This window comes from Clostridium pasteurianum DSM 525 = ATCC 6013, assembly GCF_000807255.1.
Lineage (GTDB): Bacteria > Bacillota > Clostridia > Clostridiales > Clostridiaceae > Clostridium_I > Clostridium_I pasteurianum.
On record NZ_CP009268.1, the window covers coordinates 364,565 to 381,789 of the forward strand.

At 30.8% G+C, this 17,225-nt stretch carries 19 protein-coding genes; 16 read left to right on the forward strand and 3 right to left on the reverse strand.

The window, feature by feature from the left end; all coding sequences use genetic code 11:
* The first annotated feature begins 17 nt into the window (after positions 1-17).
* From CLPA_RS01625 to CLPA_RS01685, 13 genes are all read left to right on the forward strand, one after another.
* A complete protein-coding gene (locus CLPA_RS01625) occupies positions 18-1,001 on the forward strand; it encodes a glycosyltransferase family 2 protein (protein WP_003440885.1) in 984 nt (327 codons plus the stop codon).
* Positions 988-2,046 (forward strand): glycosyltransferase, encoded by a 1,059-nt coding sequence (locus CLPA_RS01630; protein ID WP_003440888.1) that lies wholly within the window; start codon positions 988-990, stop codon positions 2,044-2,046. Before CLPA_RS01625 ends, CLPA_RS01630 begins: the two co-directional genes overlap by 14 nt.
* A 7-nt stretch (positions 2,047-2,053) precedes the next feature.
* Positions 2,054-2,995: a lysylphosphatidylglycerol synthase domain-containing protein gene (locus CLPA_RS01635; protein WP_003440891.1), complete on the forward strand. Its 942-nt coding sequence runs from the start codon at positions 2,054-2,056 to the stop codon at positions 2,993-2,995.
* A 222-nt stretch (positions 2,996-3,217) separates the two neighbouring features.
* The gene (locus CLPA_RS01640) at positions 3,218-3,646 is read left to right on the forward strand and encodes a 2-thiouracil desulfurase family protein (RefSeq protein WP_003440894.1); all 429 of its coding nucleotides are present in this window, start codon (positions 3,218-3,220) and stop codon (positions 3,644-3,646) included.
* 81 nt (positions 3,647-3,727) lie between these two features.
* Entirely contained in the window at positions 3,728-4,546 is an 819-nt protein-coding gene (locus CLPA_RS01645; protein ID WP_003440898.1) for a hypothetical protein, read from the forward strand.
* Between the two features lie 204 nt (positions 4,547-4,750).
* The gene (nagB, locus tag CLPA_RS01650; protein ID WP_003440901.1) at positions 4,751-5,476 is read left to right on the forward strand and encodes a glucosamine-6-phosphate deaminase; all 726 of its coding nucleotides are present in this window, start codon (positions 4,751-4,753) and stop codon (positions 5,474-5,476) included.
* Between the two features lie 90 nt (positions 5,477-5,566).
* On the forward strand, positions 5,567-5,695 hold the full coding sequence (locus CLPA_RS20230; protein WP_003440904.1) for a DUF1737 domain-containing protein: 129 nt from the start codon (positions 5,567-5,569) through the stop codon (positions 5,693-5,695).
* A gap of 31 nt (positions 5,696-5,726) precedes the next feature.
* Positions 5,727-6,467, forward strand: a complete 741-nt coding sequence (locus CLPA_RS01660) for a metallophosphoesterase family protein (protein WP_003440907.1) — start codon at positions 5,727-5,729, stop codon at positions 6,465-6,467.
* Positions 6,468-6,669: 202 nt separating this feature from the next.
* On the forward strand, positions 6,670-7,602 hold the full coding sequence (locus CLPA_RS01665; RefSeq protein ID WP_003440909.1) for a LysR family transcriptional regulator: 933 nt from the start codon (positions 6,670-6,672) through the stop codon (positions 7,600-7,602).
* Positions 7,603-7,623: 21 nt separating this feature from the next.
* Positions 7,624-8,742, forward strand: a complete 1,119-nt coding sequence (locus tag CLPA_RS01670) for a 5-methyltetrahydropteroyltriglutamate--homocysteine S-methyltransferase (protein ID WP_003440912.1) — start codon at positions 7,624-7,626, stop codon at positions 8,740-8,742.
* A 20-nt stretch (positions 8,743-8,762) separates the two neighbouring features.
* Positions 8,763-9,536, forward strand: coding sequence for a hypothetical protein (locus CLPA_RS19950; protein ID WP_003440915.1), 774 nt, complete (start codon positions 8,763-8,765; stop codon positions 9,534-9,536).
* 157 nt (positions 9,537-9,693) lie between these two features.
* The gene (locus CLPA_RS01680) at positions 9,694-10,038 is read left to right on the forward strand and encodes a nuclear transport factor 2 family protein (protein ID WP_003440920.1); all 345 of its coding nucleotides are present in this window, start codon (positions 9,694-9,696) and stop codon (positions 10,036-10,038) included.
* Between the two features lie 49 nt (positions 10,039-10,087).
* Positions 10,088-10,375, forward strand: coding sequence for a Dabb family protein (locus tag CLPA_RS01685; RefSeq protein WP_003440924.1), 288 nt, complete (start codon positions 10,088-10,090; stop codon positions 10,373-10,375).
* A 233-nt stretch (positions 10,376-10,608) separates the two neighbouring features.
* Here CLPA_RS01685 and CLPA_RS01690 read toward each other — a convergent pair whose 3' ends face one another.
* The gene (locus tag CLPA_RS01690) at positions 10,609-11,172 is read right to left on the reverse strand and encodes a TetR/AcrR family transcriptional regulator (protein ID WP_003440927.1); all 564 of its coding nucleotides are present in this window, start codon (positions 11,170-11,172) and stop codon (positions 10,609-10,611) included.
* Positions 11,173-11,360: 188 nt separating this feature from the next.
* Between CLPA_RS01690 and CLPA_RS01695 the strand changes: the two genes are divergently transcribed.
* The 3 genes from CLPA_RS01695 to CLPA_RS01705 all read left to right on the forward strand — a co-directional run bounded on the left by CLPA_RS01695 (position 11,361) and on the right by CLPA_RS01705 (position 13,617).
* The gene (locus tag CLPA_RS01695) at positions 11,361-12,569 is read left to right on the forward strand and encodes a multidrug efflux MFS transporter (protein ID WP_003440945.1); all 1,209 of its coding nucleotides are present in this window, start codon (positions 11,361-11,363) and stop codon (positions 12,567-12,569) included.
* A gap of 28 nt (positions 12,570-12,597) precedes the next feature.
* The gene (locus tag CLPA_RS01700; RefSeq protein WP_003440948.1) at positions 12,598-13,188 is read left to right on the forward strand and encodes a hydrolase; all 591 of its coding nucleotides are present in this window, start codon (positions 12,598-12,600) and stop codon (positions 13,186-13,188) included.
* Between the two features lie 225 nt (positions 13,189-13,413).
* Positions 13,414-13,617 carry a DUF6440 family protein gene (locus CLPA_RS01705; RefSeq protein ID WP_003440951.1) on the forward strand — a complete coding sequence of 68 codons (204 nt, stop codon included), beginning with the start codon at positions 13,414-13,416 and terminating at the stop codon, positions 13,615-13,617.
* A gap of 420 nt (positions 13,618-14,037) precedes the next feature.
* Here CLPA_RS01705 and CLPA_RS01710 read toward each other — a convergent pair whose 3' ends face one another.
* Together CLPA_RS01710 and CLPA_RS01715 are read right to left on the reverse strand one after the other, a co-directional pair.
* Positions 14,038-16,428 (reverse strand): glycoside hydrolase family 31 protein, encoded by a 2,391-nt coding sequence (locus CLPA_RS01710; RefSeq protein WP_003440955.1) that lies wholly within the window; start codon positions 16,426-16,428, stop codon positions 14,038-14,040.
* A 165-nt stretch (positions 16,429-16,593) separates the two neighbouring features.
* Positions 16,594-17,202: a sugar O-acetyltransferase gene (locus tag CLPA_RS01715; protein ID WP_003440959.1), complete on the reverse strand. Its 609-nt coding sequence runs from the start codon at positions 17,200-17,202 to the stop codon at positions 16,594-16,596.
* Positions 17,203-17,225: the final 23 nt, after the last annotated feature.

Genomic DNA, 17,225 nt, shown 5'->3' on the forward strand with positions numbered 1-17,225 from the left:
TGGAGATAATTGATTTTATGAAACTTATAGTTCAAATACCTTGTTATAATGAAGAAAATACCTTACCACATACTTTTAAAGATTTACCTAATTTTATTGAAGGTATAGATGAAATAGAATACCTTATAATAAATGACGGTAGTACTGATAATACCGTTGAAGTAGCCAAGTCACTGGGAATACATCACGTAGTATCCTTTAAACAAAATAAGGGCCTGGCGGCAGGTTTTATGGCGGGTATAGATGCTTGCCTTAGATTGGGCGCAGACATTATTGTAAATACTGATGCGGATAACCAATACTCTGGATCTGATATTAAAAATATTGTAAAACCAATTATAGATGGACAATATGACATAGTCATTGGAAGTCGTCCTATAGATGATACAGAGCATTTTTCTAAAAGGAAAAAAATGCTTCAGCATTTAGGCAGTTGGGTAGTTCGTAAGGCCTCTAATACAGACATTCCCGATGCACCTAGTGGCTTTAGAGCATATTCACGCAAAGCGGCAATGAAGTTAAACGTTATAAATCATTATACATACACCCTTGAAACGATAATACAGGCTGGTCAAGATAAAATAGCCATGACTTCTGTTCCCATAAAGACTAATCCAGAGATTAGAAAATCTCGTCTCTTTAAAAGTATAGGAAATTACATAAAACGTTCTTCTGTTACTATTATACGAGCATATATGATGTATAAACCTCTTAAGTTTTTCTGCCTTATAGGATTAACTATATTTATTATAGGTCTTTTAATAGCACTGAGATTTCTAGTATTTTTTGTTCAAGGAAATGGTGCTGGTCATGTGCAGTCTATTTTACTAAGTGTTCTTCTATTAATACTTGGTTTTCAAACTGTCATTACTGGTCTTCAAGCAGATTTAATTGCCTCCAATCGTAAGCTGTTAGAAGATATTCAATACAGGGTACGCAAATTGGATTATGATTCAGAAGTAAAAAATTTAAAGGCAGAAAAAAAATATGAAACAGATTAATTTTAAAAAGGATCATATTAGTAATGTTATAAAAAATAAGAAAGTGTTGTTTATAACTACAAAGAATATTGACTATATTCGTAATTCGCAGGAAATAGAACTGTTAAAAAAATTATCCTCAGAGGTTGAAATAATAGGCTATGATGATAAAGGCTATATTTCAAGGCTTATTAAAATATATTGGAAATTAATTACTATATCCATAAAAAATTATGATGAGGTATTTGTGGGCTTTGCTCCACAATTGATTCTGCCTTTTTTTGGTTTTAAATTTAGAAAAAAAGTTATTATAGAAGATTTCTTTATTTCTCTTTATGATACAATGATAAATGACAGAAAAAAATTTAAATCCAGTAGTTTAATTGGAAAAATACTCTTATATTTAGATAGAATAACATTGAAAAGGGCAGATGAAATTATTGTAGATACCCATGCCCACGGAAATTATTTTGTAAGGGAACTTGGAGCAGATAAAAGTAAAATCAATGTAATGTATCTTATGGCGGATTCGTCCATATATTATCCAAGAACCGTTAAAAAATCAAAAGAACTGAATAATAAGTTTTTAGTTTTATATTTTGGAAGCATTCTGCCACTTCAGGGTATAGAGGTCATTCTTCAGTGCATTGAAAAAATGAAAGATATAGAATCTGTAATTTTTCAAATTATAGGACCTGTACCTAAAGAGTACATGGATAAGTATAAAACCTATAAAAATGTAGTGTTTATACCTTGGCTCTCTCAAAAAGCTTTGGCAGAAAAGATTGCAGCAGCAGATTTATGTCTTGCAGGACATTTTAACAATAGCATTGAAAAGGCATTAAGGACTATTCCCGGTAAGGCTTATATATATAACGTCATGGAAAAGCCAATGATACTAGGAGATAATCCTGCCAATCATGAATTATTCAAAGAAGACAATGATAATTATTATTATGTGGAAATGGGTAGTTCAGATAAATTAAAGGAAAAAATACTCTATGTAATGGAGAATAAGAAATTTCCTGCAGTTAAAAATTATAAATTCCAAATTAGAAAGAAATGAGTTTTATATGAATAATAAATTTATTAAATATATAGGTTACATAATCACAATTGCAGCATTTATTTTTATAGGAAAGTCTTTAATTTCTATGGATTTAGATGTGAGATATATAACAAACCCTTTATCAGCCGTAATATTCATCATATTGATGTCTATAGGATATGCAATAATGGTATATGTATCTTCCTATGCCTGGAAAAGTATATTGGAATTTATAAACAAAGATAAAATACCTTTTAATGAGATTACAGGTGTTTATGTAAAATCTAATATTGCAAAATATCTGCCGGGGAACTTTATGCATTTTGCAGGAAGAAATTTATTGGCTGGAAAACTTGGATTTAAACAACTGGATATTACCTTTTGCAGTATACTGGAAATATTAATGCTTGTTTTTACTTCTCTTATTTTGTCTTGTATATTTGCAATGAGAAGTTTAAAGAGTTCTATAGAATATGTATTGACTAAAGTAAATATCAGTATTGTGGTAGCTGTTATTTTAGCTGTGATCTTAGTAATAGCAATATCAATTTGGTTTATATGTAAAAGGACAAAATTTCTAAAAAACTATAGTCATCTATTTACCAAAGGGTTTTTAAAACTTTTAGTTAAACTGTTCTTTATCTATGGTTTAACTTTGGTGGTTCCAGGAGTATTTCTTCTATTGTGTTTAAAATTAATTTTAAGTGCACAAGTATCTGCTGGTGCAATCACTATAATAATATTTTCCTATATACTTTCTTGGGTACTTGGTTTCATAGTACCTGGCGCTCCTGGAGGAGTGGGTATAAGAGAGGCCCTTTTAATTTTTATACTGACACCATTTTATACTAATAGTATAGTATTGCTGGCAGCGGTTCTGCTTAGAATCATATCAACTTTAGGAGACTTAATAGCATTTATAACGGAACCGGTGATTATAAAATACTATAACAGGGGTAGGAAATAAAAATCAAAGTATAAAGATCAAAGAACTAATATCAAATCGGGAAAAGCGATGGTAGCAATTACACCTAATAAGTGGAGAGTTAAAAGTTGAAAGTGATGGATATTTTTCCGCTGTTACACTACAGAAAAAACATCTTTATTTGTTCTTTGAACTTTGATATCTGAACTTTTTTAACTTTCCACTATCAACTATCCACTGTTAACTAAGAAAGGAGATAAAATCATGTATTTAATAAGTGCCTGTTTAGGTGGAGTTAATTGTAGATATGATGGCAAGAATAGCGAAAATAAATTTGTTATGGATTTAATGAAACAGGGTAAAGCTATGTTGGTGTGTCCTGAGCAATTGGGAGGACTGAAAACTCCAAGAGTAAGCTGTGAGATTACTCTTGGAGATGATGGCATAAAAAAAGTGTTAAGTAAAGATGGAGAGGATTTTACTGATAACTTCACTAGAGGGGCAGAAGAAGTTTTAAAAATAGCAAAGGCTATGGGAATAGAGAAAGCTATACTTAAGTCAAAAAGTCCTTCCTGTGGCTGTGGTATTATATATGATGGAACTTTTTCTGGAAAACTTATAGAAGGTGAAGGTCTTACCGCGGAGTTGCTTATGAAAAATGGCATTGAAGTCTGTACGGAAAAGGATATATAGATTTAATCTATTCTAATTGCTTTAGCCAAGTTTGATTTTATAATATGAAAATATTTGGTAAAGCACTCTGGAGGAATTGAGATGGATTTATTTATTGTTGTTTTAAAGAGAAGTGCAGCAGAATTATTTTATCTTACAGCATTGATAATAATAATTGGACTGTTGCTTGGAATTTTGGAAAAAGGCACAAACAGAAATATGCAAAGGGCTTTTGGCATCAAGGGAATTATGACTTTTGCACTAATTGGTACACCTATTCACGAAATAGGACATGCTGTTATGTGTATTATATTTGGACATAAAATTACTAAGATGAAGCTAATTGATACTAATAGTAAAACAGGAGTACTGGGATATGTAGAGCATTCCTATAATCCCAATAATATATATCAAAGAATAGGAAATTTTTTTATAGGTATTGGACCCATTATAAGCGGTATATTTGTTTTATTGATAGGTCTGTATTTTCTTTTACCAGAATCCTTTCATCTTCTACAAAATAATTTAAGGGTTCAGGGAAATTATAATATTTTAGATAAGAGCTTGATAACTTCTAATGTACTTATATCCATTACTTTGATAAAAAGTATATTTACCTTATCAAATATTACAAAAATAACTTTTTGGATATTTATAATATTGGCTTTTTGTGTTTCATCACATATTGCTTTGAGTACTCCAGACATAAAAGGAGCTTTAGATGGATTCATATTTTTGTTTTTAGTTATTGTTGTAGTTAATTTTATTGCAATGTATTTTAACATAAACACTTATGAATATATATCAAGGGTAGGGAAATATAACGCTTATGCAGCAGCACTGCTTATTATGGCATTGGTATTTTCTATAATATCCTATATAATCAGTTATATTCTACGCTTATTGAGAAGAGGTTTCTAGATATTTGTTAAAGAAATACTATAGCTTGTAAATTAAATTGCTATATAAGATTCAAAGCAATTTAAATCATATAGTATTTCTTATTTTATTATACCAAATTAATTATAATATTTTGAAATTAATACCTTATTTTGATTATAATATAAGTAGGATACAAATATTTATACTATTATCGTGAATTATAGTATTAAAGGGGAGATTTTAATGGAACTTTATGTCTTTGATAATTATGATGAAATAAGCAGATATGCAGCCAAAATGGTTTCTGATTTTATAAATGAAAATTCTAATTGTGTTTTGGGTCTTGCAACGGGCTCGACTCCTTTAGGTATGTATAAAAAATTGATAGAATATAACAGAGATAGAATAGTAAATTTTTCAGAAGTAAAAACTTTTAATTTAGACGAGTATAGAGGGCTCTCTGGGGAACATCCTCAAAGCTATAGATATTTTATGAATAAAAACTTTTTTGATCATGTTAATATAGATAAGAATAACACTTTTATTCCTAATGGTACTTGTGAAGATGTAGCAAAGGAATGTAGAGATTATGAAGAGAAGATTAATGAATTAGGTGGCATAGATTTGCAGATACTTGGGGTTGGAAGTAATGGACATATAGGATTTAATGAACCCTCTTCGGAATTATATGCATATACTCATTTAGCTGATTTGACTGAAGATACAATAAAGGCAAATTCAAGATTCTTTAAAAATATTGAAGAGGTACCAAGTAAAGCTATTACCATGGGAGTGGGGCAAATAATGAAGTCAAAAAGAATTATACTTTTAGCATCGGGGGTTAACAAGGCAAAGGTTATAGGTAGAATATTTAATGGAAAAATAAGTACGGAGAATCCTTCCTCCATACTTCAGCTGCATCCATCTGTAGCTGTAATTGCAGATAAAAAAGCTGCATCTCTTATATAATAAAAATTACATTATACTATATAAAATTCTGATATTACTTTATGTAAATTAACTGTGAGCTTAATAAAATAACTAGTGGAGGTAATTTATATGGAAAATAAACTTAGATATAAATTAATTACTGGAAAAGATGATTCTAATTTTTGTAAAAGGGTTTCTAAATTACTTGATGAAGGTTATAAATTATATGGGTCTCCTTCTTGTACATTTAACGGTTAGGATGTAATCGTAGCACAAGCTGTAATTTTTGATGATAATATTGAAAAAAGTAAATAATATTAAAAACTTAATTTTAAGTATGGTGATAGATATGGGTCAGTATGCCTTAAGTGATGTTCATGGATGTTATGAAAAATTTGTTGAAATTCTAAAGCTTATAAAATTTTCTGAGTCAGATGAATTATATGTAATAGGAGATATATTTGACAGAGGAGAGAAGCCACTTCATATATTGGATTATATCAGAGGACATGAAAACATATATTTACTAAAAGGTAATCACGAACTTATGTATGAAAGATTTTATAAAGATAAAATTGAAGGTAAGAGTTTAGACATTTCTTGGTTTATGAATGGCGGTCAAAGAACCTATATGGAAATAATGAAAAGGGGAGAAGAGTTTAATAGTTCATTATATGAGTATATTTCTAAACTTCCCCTTTATAAAATAGTTGGTAATAATATATTGGTTCATGGGGGAATAAAGCTTCCTGATGAATACGATAAATTATCCTTAAGGGAAATAATGGATGTCCAGGAGGAAAATACTCTAATGTGGTACAGAGAAAGTATAGGTCATGAGAAAAAAATAAAAGGATATAATATTATCTGTGGTCACACTCCCGTTCAGATTATTAATAAAAATTATAAAGATGTAAGAATACTGAATGTAAATGATACCTATTATATAGACTGTGGATGTGTTTTTTCACAGGCTAAAGGCAAATTGGCTTGTATTAGGCTAGAAGATAAAGCAGAATTTTATGTATAAGCCTGTGGATATGTGTATAACATGTTAATAATTTTGTTAGTAACTATTTTGTATTCCCACAGAATTTTTATGTTCTCAATGATAAGAATTCTGATGGAATAATAATGAGAAGTTCAAATATAGAAAGTGAAACTTATAAAAGGAGTTATGATAGACATAAAAAAATAATAGATTTGATGAAAAGTAGGAGGAGGGGGATATTTTGACTCTGCAGCAATTAAAATATGCCATTGAGATTTCAAATTGCGGATCAATGAACGAAGCTGCCAAAAGACTATTTATATCTCAGCCCAGCCTTTCTAATGCCATCAGAGAATTGGAAAATGAACTGGGTATAACTATATTTGACAGAACAAATAGGGGGATAACTCTTTCGTCAGAAGGCATTGAATTTTTGGGATATGCAAGGCAGATAATAAAGCAGACAGAACTTATGGAAGCTCATTATAAAGGAATAAAACTGAAGCCCTTACATTTTTCTATTTCAACTCAGCACTATGCTTTTGTGGTAGAAACCTTTATAAAATTGCTAGGAAAGATAGATAATGACAGATATGAATTTAATCTGAGAGAGACAAAAACCTATAAAATAATTGAAGATGTGAGAACACTTCATAGTGAAATTGGAATACTCTATATTGATGAGCACAATTCTAAAATTATGAACAAAATATTTAATGACAGCAATATTAAATTTACACCTTTATTTAATAGCAATCCTCATGTGATTTTAGGTAAAAATCATCCCCTTTCAAAAAGAGAAAGTGTCCTCATTAAAGATCTAGAATCTTTTACTTATTTAAAATTTGATCAGGGAGAAAATAATTCTCTGTATTTTTCAGAAGAGATGATAAATATTTATGAAACCGATAAGATAATAAGAGTGAATGACAGAGCCACCCTTTCCAATCTATTGATAGGTACGGACAGTTATACTATAGGTACGGGAATAGTGGTTTCAGATTTAAATGGAGAGGATATCAAGTCCATTCCACTTGAAAATAGCGATATATTTACTGTAGGATGGATTGCTCATAAGGATATTAAACTTAGTAATATAGCAGCAGAATTTGTAGATATGCTTAATTCTACTGTTTCAATAAATTATTTTGATCCAAATTATTATTTGTTATAGGTATGGGTGAAAGGAGAAAATATGATTAGAAAGTTAATGGGCAAAGGAAAAGAAACTCCTCCCTTTAGATATGATATTGTAGGAAGCTTTCTTCGTACGGATGAAATCAAAAAAGCTCATATTCAATTTCGAAAGGGCGAAATAGATCTTAAACGGCTAACTGATATTGAAAATATGGAAATAAAAAAGCTTGTACGTAAAGAAAGAAAAATGGGACTTAAAGCAGTTACAGATGGAGAATTCAGAAGAACCTGGTGGCATCTTGACTTTTTTTTAGGCATAGAGGGAACGGAGAAAATAAATTTAAATCAAGGGAGAAATCTTAATGGATCCAAAATAAAAGCAGAAAGTTTTCGTATTGTAGATAAAATAAAATTTCAAGATCATCCAATGATAGAACATTTTAAATACCTAAGAAGTATAGCAGAAGACAGCATTCCTAAATTTACAATTCCATCACCAGCACTTTTCCATTTTGTTCAAAATCATAATGGAAATAATATATATAAAACTAATGAAGAATTACTAAGGGATATTGTTAAAGTTTATAGATTAGCGGTGAAGGCCTTTTATGAAGCAGGATGCAGATATCTTCAGCTGGATGATACTTCCTTTGGAAGCCTTTGCAGCGAAATTCATAGGGATCATTTAAGAAATAGAGGAATAGATCCTGATAAGCTTGCAGAAGATTATGTAAGGATTATTAATGAAAGTATTGAAGATCATCCTAGTGATATGATTATAACACTTCACATATGCCGTGGAAATTTTCACTCTTCCTGGTTTGCTTCTGGAGGATATGAACCTATTGCCAAAGTTTTATTCCCAAACTGTAAAGTAGATGGATTTTTTCTAGAATATGATAACGAACGTTCGGGAGATTTCAAGCCTTTAAAGTATATAGGGGATCAATATGTGGTACTGGGACTTGTCACTACAAAACATGGAGGACTTGAAAGTAAAGAGGGATTAAAAGCCCGTGTTGCTGAAGCCTGTGAGTACATGGATATAAATAAACTTTGCCTTAGTTCACAATGTGGTTTTGCCTCTACGGAAGAAGGCAATATATTAACAGAAGAAGAGCAGTGGGAGAAGATAAAGCTTGTGGTGGAAACTGCTAAGGAGATATGGAAAGAATAATAGGGAGTTGATCAATAGCTATGAAGAAAATATTTGTAATAATTTCAATTTTAATATGTTTCATAGTAGTAACAGCATGTGATAATAAGTCAATCAGTAGTATTAATAAATCTGAAAATAGCAATAATCAGATAAATAATATTAATAATGCAGTATCTTCATCAGAAGATAGTTCTTCAAAGGATAAAGATAACAGTAGCAATAAAAGCAATTCAACGGAAAAAACTGCTAATCAAAACAGAATTGATACTGGGAATACTGTGAATACTGAATTAGATATAAATTCATTTATTCCAAAAGGATGGCATATTGTTGAGGTGATGGTTGTTGAAGGCACTAGTAAATCTCAGGGGGAAGCAGCACCTAGATCATTAATGATACTTTTAGGAAACAAGAATAATTCCTATTCGCTTTCAATAACAGCGCCGAAGGCAGTATTGCTTTCCAATGAAGGGGGAGCTTTTGGAGATCCATTTGAAAGCATAACTATAGATAGAGGATCAGTTTTATTAAGCTTTTATGGAGGCAGCAATGATAGATGGTTTAGTTCCTATAGATTCAGATATCAAAATAATGGGTGGTATTTAATAGGTGCTACATTAGGTTCATATTATAACCCTACAACAACAAGAGATAATGCTGATACGGAGGATTATAATCTACTTACAGGAGATTATGTATTTAAAAAAGCTAATGATAAAGGTGAATTGGTTACTACAAAAGGGAATAGAGAAAAGAAAAAACTTGTGAATCTAAAAGATTTTAAGGCTAATTCAGAGGAGAAGCAGTTTTAATTAGTTAAATTATTTTTTATGCAGAAGCTTTAGAAATCAATATAGAATTATTACTTGTTGTAATATTGATCTTAATTGATAAAATGAAAAAACTATTCTAAAAAATAAAGATGGATTTTTTAATGTTATTACTGATTTGCTAGAAGGAGAATGTGCTATGAATATTAAATTACCACAACCTATTGCTGATTTTATCAAAGCAAAAAATGAACATAACAGTAATGAATTTATTTCTTGTTTTTCAGATAACGCTGTCGTACAAGATGAAGGAGAAAATATATCTGGAGTGAAGGCTATAAAGGAGTGGAGTGATAAGACTAATAAAAAGTATAATGATACTCTAAAAGCTGTAAATTTACTAGAAATAGATGGAAATATAATACTTACAGCAATTGCTTCTGGAAATTTCAAAGGAAGTCCTACCAATCTGGATTTTTATTTTACTTTAAATAATGATAGGATTACTAATCTGAAAATTTTACTTCCTGAAGAAAAGCAGTAAAAATGATTTGTTTATAAAAATATTATAAGTAAAAAAAGGAAAGTTTTAAATGATTGTCAATAATTTGTTTATCAGATTAAAGGAAAGAAATAATGAAAATATTGAAAAGACAAGAGTAATTTTACTAAGTATGAAGGGGAAGATCGAAACCCTTCTTGATTTAAAAGTTGAAATTGATATAAGTAAAGGTGATTATGACCTCATGTTAATTACTAAATATAATTCAATTAATGATTTAAATGCCTATTTAAGTCACCCAGTTCATATAGAAGTAGCAAAATATATTGTAAATATATTGGATAACCAGGTATCCTTAAGATATAAGTCTTTAGATTAATTGAAATAATATTTAACATCAAAATTTCAAAAATATCTATTTTTAATACTGCCAATGCCAGAAATATGAGTTATAACCCTTCGTTACTATAATAATGAGTACGAAGGGTCCTTTAGCCTTACTTTTTAATACCATTAATGAGACAGTAGGCAATGAAGACTTGTTTACAAATTGCTACTGTTATCTTAAAAATGTTAGTTTAAAGAAATAATATTAATAGGCTTATAACATTTTTATTCTCTGGAAAATGAGAAAATAAAGTCCTCTATCATAAAATTAAAGCTATCATCTAAATCTGCTTTGTTTCTAAAGTAATTAAGAAAACTTAGTGAAATAAAGCCATGCAGCATACTTCTTAAAGCTCGGCTTTTATGAATCAAGTATGTTTGGTCTTTAATATAAAACGCTAAAATCTGACGTATAATACCACCAATTTCCTTAACTAAACTATGCACTTTTTCATTTTCTGCATTTGGAATACTCATAAAAAGACCATAGGCCGTCTTGTTTTCAAAAGCAAATTTCTTGTAGGTATAGGCGAATTCTATAATGGCATCAGAGCCGCTTTTGCCAACTAGCTTTTGCATTAAATTTAAATTCAGTTCCTTTAAAAATGATACTGTCATTTCTGTTTTAAGATCATCCATATTATTAAAATGATTATATAGAGATGGATATTTTATATCCAGTTTTTCTGCAAGTTTAGGAAAAGTAAGTTGATTTATTCCAATTTCATCAGCTAATATAAAAGCAGCTTTAATAATTTTTTCCTTGGTTAAATTTCTTTTTTGAGCCATTATAACACTCCTTGTATAATTCATCTATCTTACTCGTAGAATTACTCATTACTATTCTGATATTCATCTAATAAATCTAATCCACAAGCATAGTTTAACATTATAAAAGATTTTTATCAAACTATAGTTAGTAGTTTACAAACTATATATTATAGTTTATTATTATATAAAGAAGGAAGGTTGTAAGCATGAAAATGTGGGAAAGAAATTTGATAGTCTGCTGGTTTGGAATGTTTGTAACCAGTATAGGTATGAGCCAAATTGCACCGGTATTACCACTGTATATAAAACATCTGGGTATTTCTAATACTAATTTAATTGAACAATTTTCAGGAATTGCTTTTGGTGCAACTTTCATAATTTCTGCTATATTTTCACCAATTTGGGGGCATGCTGCTGACAAATTTGGAAGAAAACCAATGCTTTTAAGGGCAAGTTTAGGCATGGCAATAGTTGTAGGAAGTATGGGATTTGCACCAAATGTATATGTGCTTATAGGATTGAGATTATTGCAGGGAATCATAACTGGTTACAGTACAGCTTGCACTACTCTAATTGCCACTCAGACAGATAAGGAAAATGCAGGCTGGGCATTAGGTACCCTTTCAACATCAAGTATTGCAGGTTCACTAATTGGACCAATGATTGGAGGTTTTATAGAAGAAAATTTTGGTTTGAAAAATGTATTTTTTATAACAGGTTCATTACTTATGATTGCATTTATTGCAACTTTGTTATTTGTAAAGGAATCTTTCATTGGTGAAGATAAAGGAAAACTCAGTGCTAAGGAAATATGGAGTATTGTTCCTGATAAGAGTTTAACTATTATAATGTTCATCACTTCATTTATATTAGCCTTAGCATTATATTCTGTAGAACCTATTGTAACAGTATACGTTACTCAATTATCTGTAAATACTAGTCATGTAGCTTTATTGGCCGGAATGGTATTTTCAGCAGCAGGTTTTGCAAATATAATATCAGCACCAAGGCTTGGAAAGCTTTCTGATAAAATTGGGGCACATAAAGTTATATTGGCAGCACTTATATTAGCAGGAGTCATTTTTATACCACAGGCCTTTGTAAAAAATCCATGGCAATTAATGGGGCTTAGATTTTTATTGGGATTAGCAATGGGAGGGCTTAATCCTTCTATAAATACTTTAGTTAAAAAGATTACTCCGGAATCTCTTACAGGAAGAGTATTTGGATTTAATATTTCTGCACAGTATTTAGGAGTATTTGGTGGTTCAATTTTAGGAGGACAAGTAGCAGCTTGTTTAGGTATAAGATATGTATTCTTTATTACAGGAGCATTATTACTTATGAATGCAATTTGGGTTTATTTTAAAGTTTATAAAAAACTTGTTTTAAAAGAAGATCCATTAGGCATATGAAAATAAATTAACTTATAGGAGATAGTAAATGGAAAATTTAAAGATATCAGAAAATGAATTTATTAAATCAGAAAAAACAGCACTTGTAGCTATAGATTTACAGAATGGAATTGTAAACACAGAACGTTTACCATATACAGGTGCAGAAGTTGTTGAAAAGTCAGCTAAATTAGTTAATGCGTTTACGGAAAAAGGAGCATTTGTAGTTCTTGTAAGAGTTTCTTCTATAGATGGAAAAGATATGTTAAAGCCAGATGTGGATTTAAAGGCTAATCATGTACAGTTTGCTGAAGGTTGGGATAATTATGTGCCTGAAATAGCAAAAGGTAAAGGTGTTCATACTATTACTAAAAGGCAGTGGGGAGCATTTTATGGTACTGACCTTGATTTGCAGTTAAGACGCCGTGGAATTGATACCATTGTATTATGCGGTATTTCTACAGGAATTGGTGTAGATACCACAGCAAGAGAGGCTTTTCAATATGGTTATAATCAAATTTTTGCAGAAGATGCAATGACTGCTTCCACAAAGGAAGAACATGATTATGTTTTTAAATATATATTTCCTAGGATAGGTAAGATTAGAAGTAGTGAACAAATTATCTTATCATTGAAATAACTTATAAGAGATTTATGATTTATATAAAAAATATGTAAAGCTGCCTGTTAATTGAATGCTTTAAATTATTTCATAAGGTACTTTCTAGAGAATAGGAAGTATCTTTTGTTATATTATTCAATGGATTTACAATAAATATTTGTTTGATAAATTATGGAGTATGTAAAGCAGTATGTTATAATCTAAATATAAAATGTAGCTTTACAAGAGATATGGGGGTGTAAAATGTTTAATAGTAATGAAGATAAGAGATTTAAGGTTATATATAAACAAGGATTTGCACCAAGCTGTAAGATAATTGTAGACACAGAGACAGGGGTAAACTATTTGTTTACTGCTGATGGATACGCTGGTGGTTTAACTGTACTTTTGGATAGTGAAGGAAAGCCTGTAATATCATCTGTGATTCCTAAGGCCAAGGATAATTAATAACAAGAATCATAAGGAATTATTGTATGTAATTTTTATAATAATTCCTTATGATTCTTAAATTGAAGCAAGTTCTTAATTCAGGTGGTGGTTCTTTTAACCCATATGAATTTTAGAACTGCGAATGCATGGCTTACTTGGCGTAAAACTCTCACTTGAAGAAAAGCAGAGAACCAAAATCTTCTTTTTGATTTTGTGTGAATCGCTTTCACAGAGTGCAAGCAGAGAACCAAAATCTTCTTTTTGATTTTGTGTGAGGGCTGTACAGAGTGCGTGGGAGACTTACGCCAAGTTAGTCAGGTTAAAAATAAAAATTGTTAAAAGAACATATGATTATTTACAGTAAGTCAAATAACAAATTTCTAACATTGAATAATTATGTCTTTATATGTTGTTTGGTATAGGAATGGCAAACAAAATTTAATACTTGGCCGATAATATTTCGCATAGAGCCCCAAATATTGTTGGTTCAAGGTTTAAAGCTGCAAGAGAACTTATAGCACTGATAGAGTTTGGAGCTTCTTTTATATAGTTATAAATATTACTTTTTAAATCATATTCAATCTGGCAGTTATGAAGGAATTCATAGGCTTCAGAAACAATATTATTATTAGCAACTTCTGTCCTGTTAAGGAACCTAATGGTGATTTTGTTAAGGATATCTACTTTAGGTATATGAACTGTAAGCAGGTGCATTTTATCATCATATATAACGCTGGATTCAACTTCTATATCATTAATTTTTAATAATATATTATTATTTGTTATTCCATAAAATTTTAACTTAAAGCTTCGCTTTTTAGGAAGTACAGATATATTTCCCTTCGCGGCTTCTATAATAAATTCAGGATGTTCACACCAATTAAGTTTCATAATAGTGTCTGCCCAATTTTCATCTAAATCTTCTGCAGTATCTCCTGCATCTTCATAGAGGTGAAATTCACCGCTATTTCCAGCAAATATTTTCACTTCTAAAGCTTTAGGATTGTTAACTTCATTTGTATATTCCGTTAAATCAGTCATAGGTACAATGGCACCAGCTTTAGCCAGTACCGGAATATCCTCTATTCCTCTGTATAGAGAAGCCATTCTATTTCCGGTGTATATGCGTCCGTTAAAAAAATCAAACCAGAGTCCCTTTGGAATCCATGCGTTGACTTTAGCTACAGAAGCCTTTTTATCTATAGTTTTTGTAATTGGGCAGGCAATGAGTTCAGTACCAAAGTAATATTCATTTGGAACTTCATAAGTTTCTGGTTGCTCTGGCTCCAAATAGTACATAGGTCTTAAAAGAGGTTTACCTTCTCTGCTGGCATAGCGATTCATGGTATATAGATATGGAATTAGCGCATGTCTGAGTTTCAGGTATTTCTTCATAGTAAGTTCAGAAATCTTATTGTAATTCCAAGGCTCTTTACCATTAAAGGGATTATCTGTGCTGTGAAGACGCATAATAGGAGAAAATACACCAAACTGAACCCATCGGGTACATAATTCATCATCCTTATATCCATGCATGTGGCCACCAATATCATGACTCCACCAACTATAGCCTGCATTACTGGCATTGGCAGTAAAGTAAGGCTGAAAGTCAAGAGATTCCCATGAGATAACGGTATCTCCAGAGAAGCCTATTGGGTAACGATGACTTCCAAAACCAGAATATCTTGAAAATATTAATGGCCTTGTACCACGTCTTTTACTATCAAGATAATGATAGTGATTAAGCATCCATAAAGGGTCAAGTCCTGGAATTTTTGAAAGATTACCTGATTGCCAATCAATCCACCAAAAGTCAACGCCTTCATCTTCTAAAGGATTGTGAAGATATTGAAAATAAGCATCTAAGAACTCCTCATCAGTTATATCAAAATTTATTTTTTCTCCTTTTTCATAATTTATTCCAAGTGCTTTAGCCATTTTTATATAATTATCTTCAAAACTTCTTACTCCATCTGCTGGATGAACATTTAATGTGATTTTCATGTGATTTTTATGAAGCCAATTCATAAAGCCTTCTGGGTCAGGGAAAAAATCTTTATTCCAAGTATAGCCAGTCCAACCGCTTCCAAACTTGGGATCAATATCTACAAGATGCCAATCCATATCTATAACAGCTATAGAAAATGGTATTTGTTCTTTTTCAAATCTTTTCATTAACTCTTTATATTCAGTTTCTGTGTATTTGTGATAACGGCTCCACCAATTGCCAAGTGTGTAACGTGGAAGTAGTGGTGTTTTTCCGCAAAGGGTGTAAAAATCTTTAAGACATTCTTGGTAGCTATGGCCATATCCCAAGAAATAAAAATCAATGGTTTCTTCATTACGGGGCACTACCCAGCCATCTTTCGATATAATTAGTGAATGGCTGTCATCAATAACTGAGAAGCCATTCTTTGAAATGAGTCCATGTTCTAGCGGAATTTCCCCATCAGCATGATCTAGTGTTCGTGTTGTACCTTTTAAATCAGTAGTTTCTTCTCCAAAGTGCCATATACTATGGTAGTTGGTTACATTACCTCTCACCTGAAAGGAAAGACCGCTTTTAGTAAACTTACCTTTATTATAGATCATATGCACATCATCTGTTATAATCTCCAAAGAGTTTTCTTTATCTATTATTTCAAATTGTGGTACTGGAAAATTTCTGTTTAATACGGTTTGTGTAGCTCTGTCTTCAAATAGTCCTTTACTATTATATTCAAGACGTATAAGCTTTGATGTAAGTACTGTGAATCTATAATTACTGCCCTGAACTACTGCATCCCTATGACATTCAGGATGAGTTTTCATTTTATAAATAACTCTCATTTTAAATCTCTCCTATTATCTACCTCCATAATTAGGTAAATTACACAATTTATTTATTTTCAATTTTTACTGTAAACTCTATATATGCAAATTCATAATCTGAATTTGCATATATAGAGTTTTTCCAATTGGCTAGGTACTTAGTGAGATACGATTTTACTATAATTAATAATCATCAACGTCAAATTCTCTATGTTTAAAATAGTATTTTCTATCAATATCGGTTATTTTTCGTATTACTCTGCAGGGATTCCCAGCGGCAATAACATCATCTGGTATGTCTTTTCTAACAACGCTTCCAGAGCCTATTACTACATTATTTCCTATTTTAATGTTAGGGTTTATTACAACACTTCCACCAACCCATACGTTATCACCTATTGTCACAGGAAAGCCATATTCATAACCGGAATTTCTTGACTCAGGATGAATTGGATGTCCTGCTGTATAAATTGATACATTTGGAGCAAACATAACGTTTTCGCCAATTGTTACTTTACCTACATCTAATATTATACAATTATAATTTGCATAAAAATTATTTCCCACTTCTATATTTTTTCCATAATCGCAATGAAAAGGCTGTTCTATAAAAACATTGTCTCCTGTTTTCCCTAATATATCTTTAATCATTGTCAGCATTTTTTCTTGCTTATCAGGAGGAATTAGATTGTAATCATATATCCTCAGTTTGTTTTGTATTCTCTCTTCATTAAGTCCATCCAGCCAAGCTTTATAAGGTAATCCAGCCAACATTCTTTCTTTTTGATTCATTGTACATCTCCTTTTAGCATTTT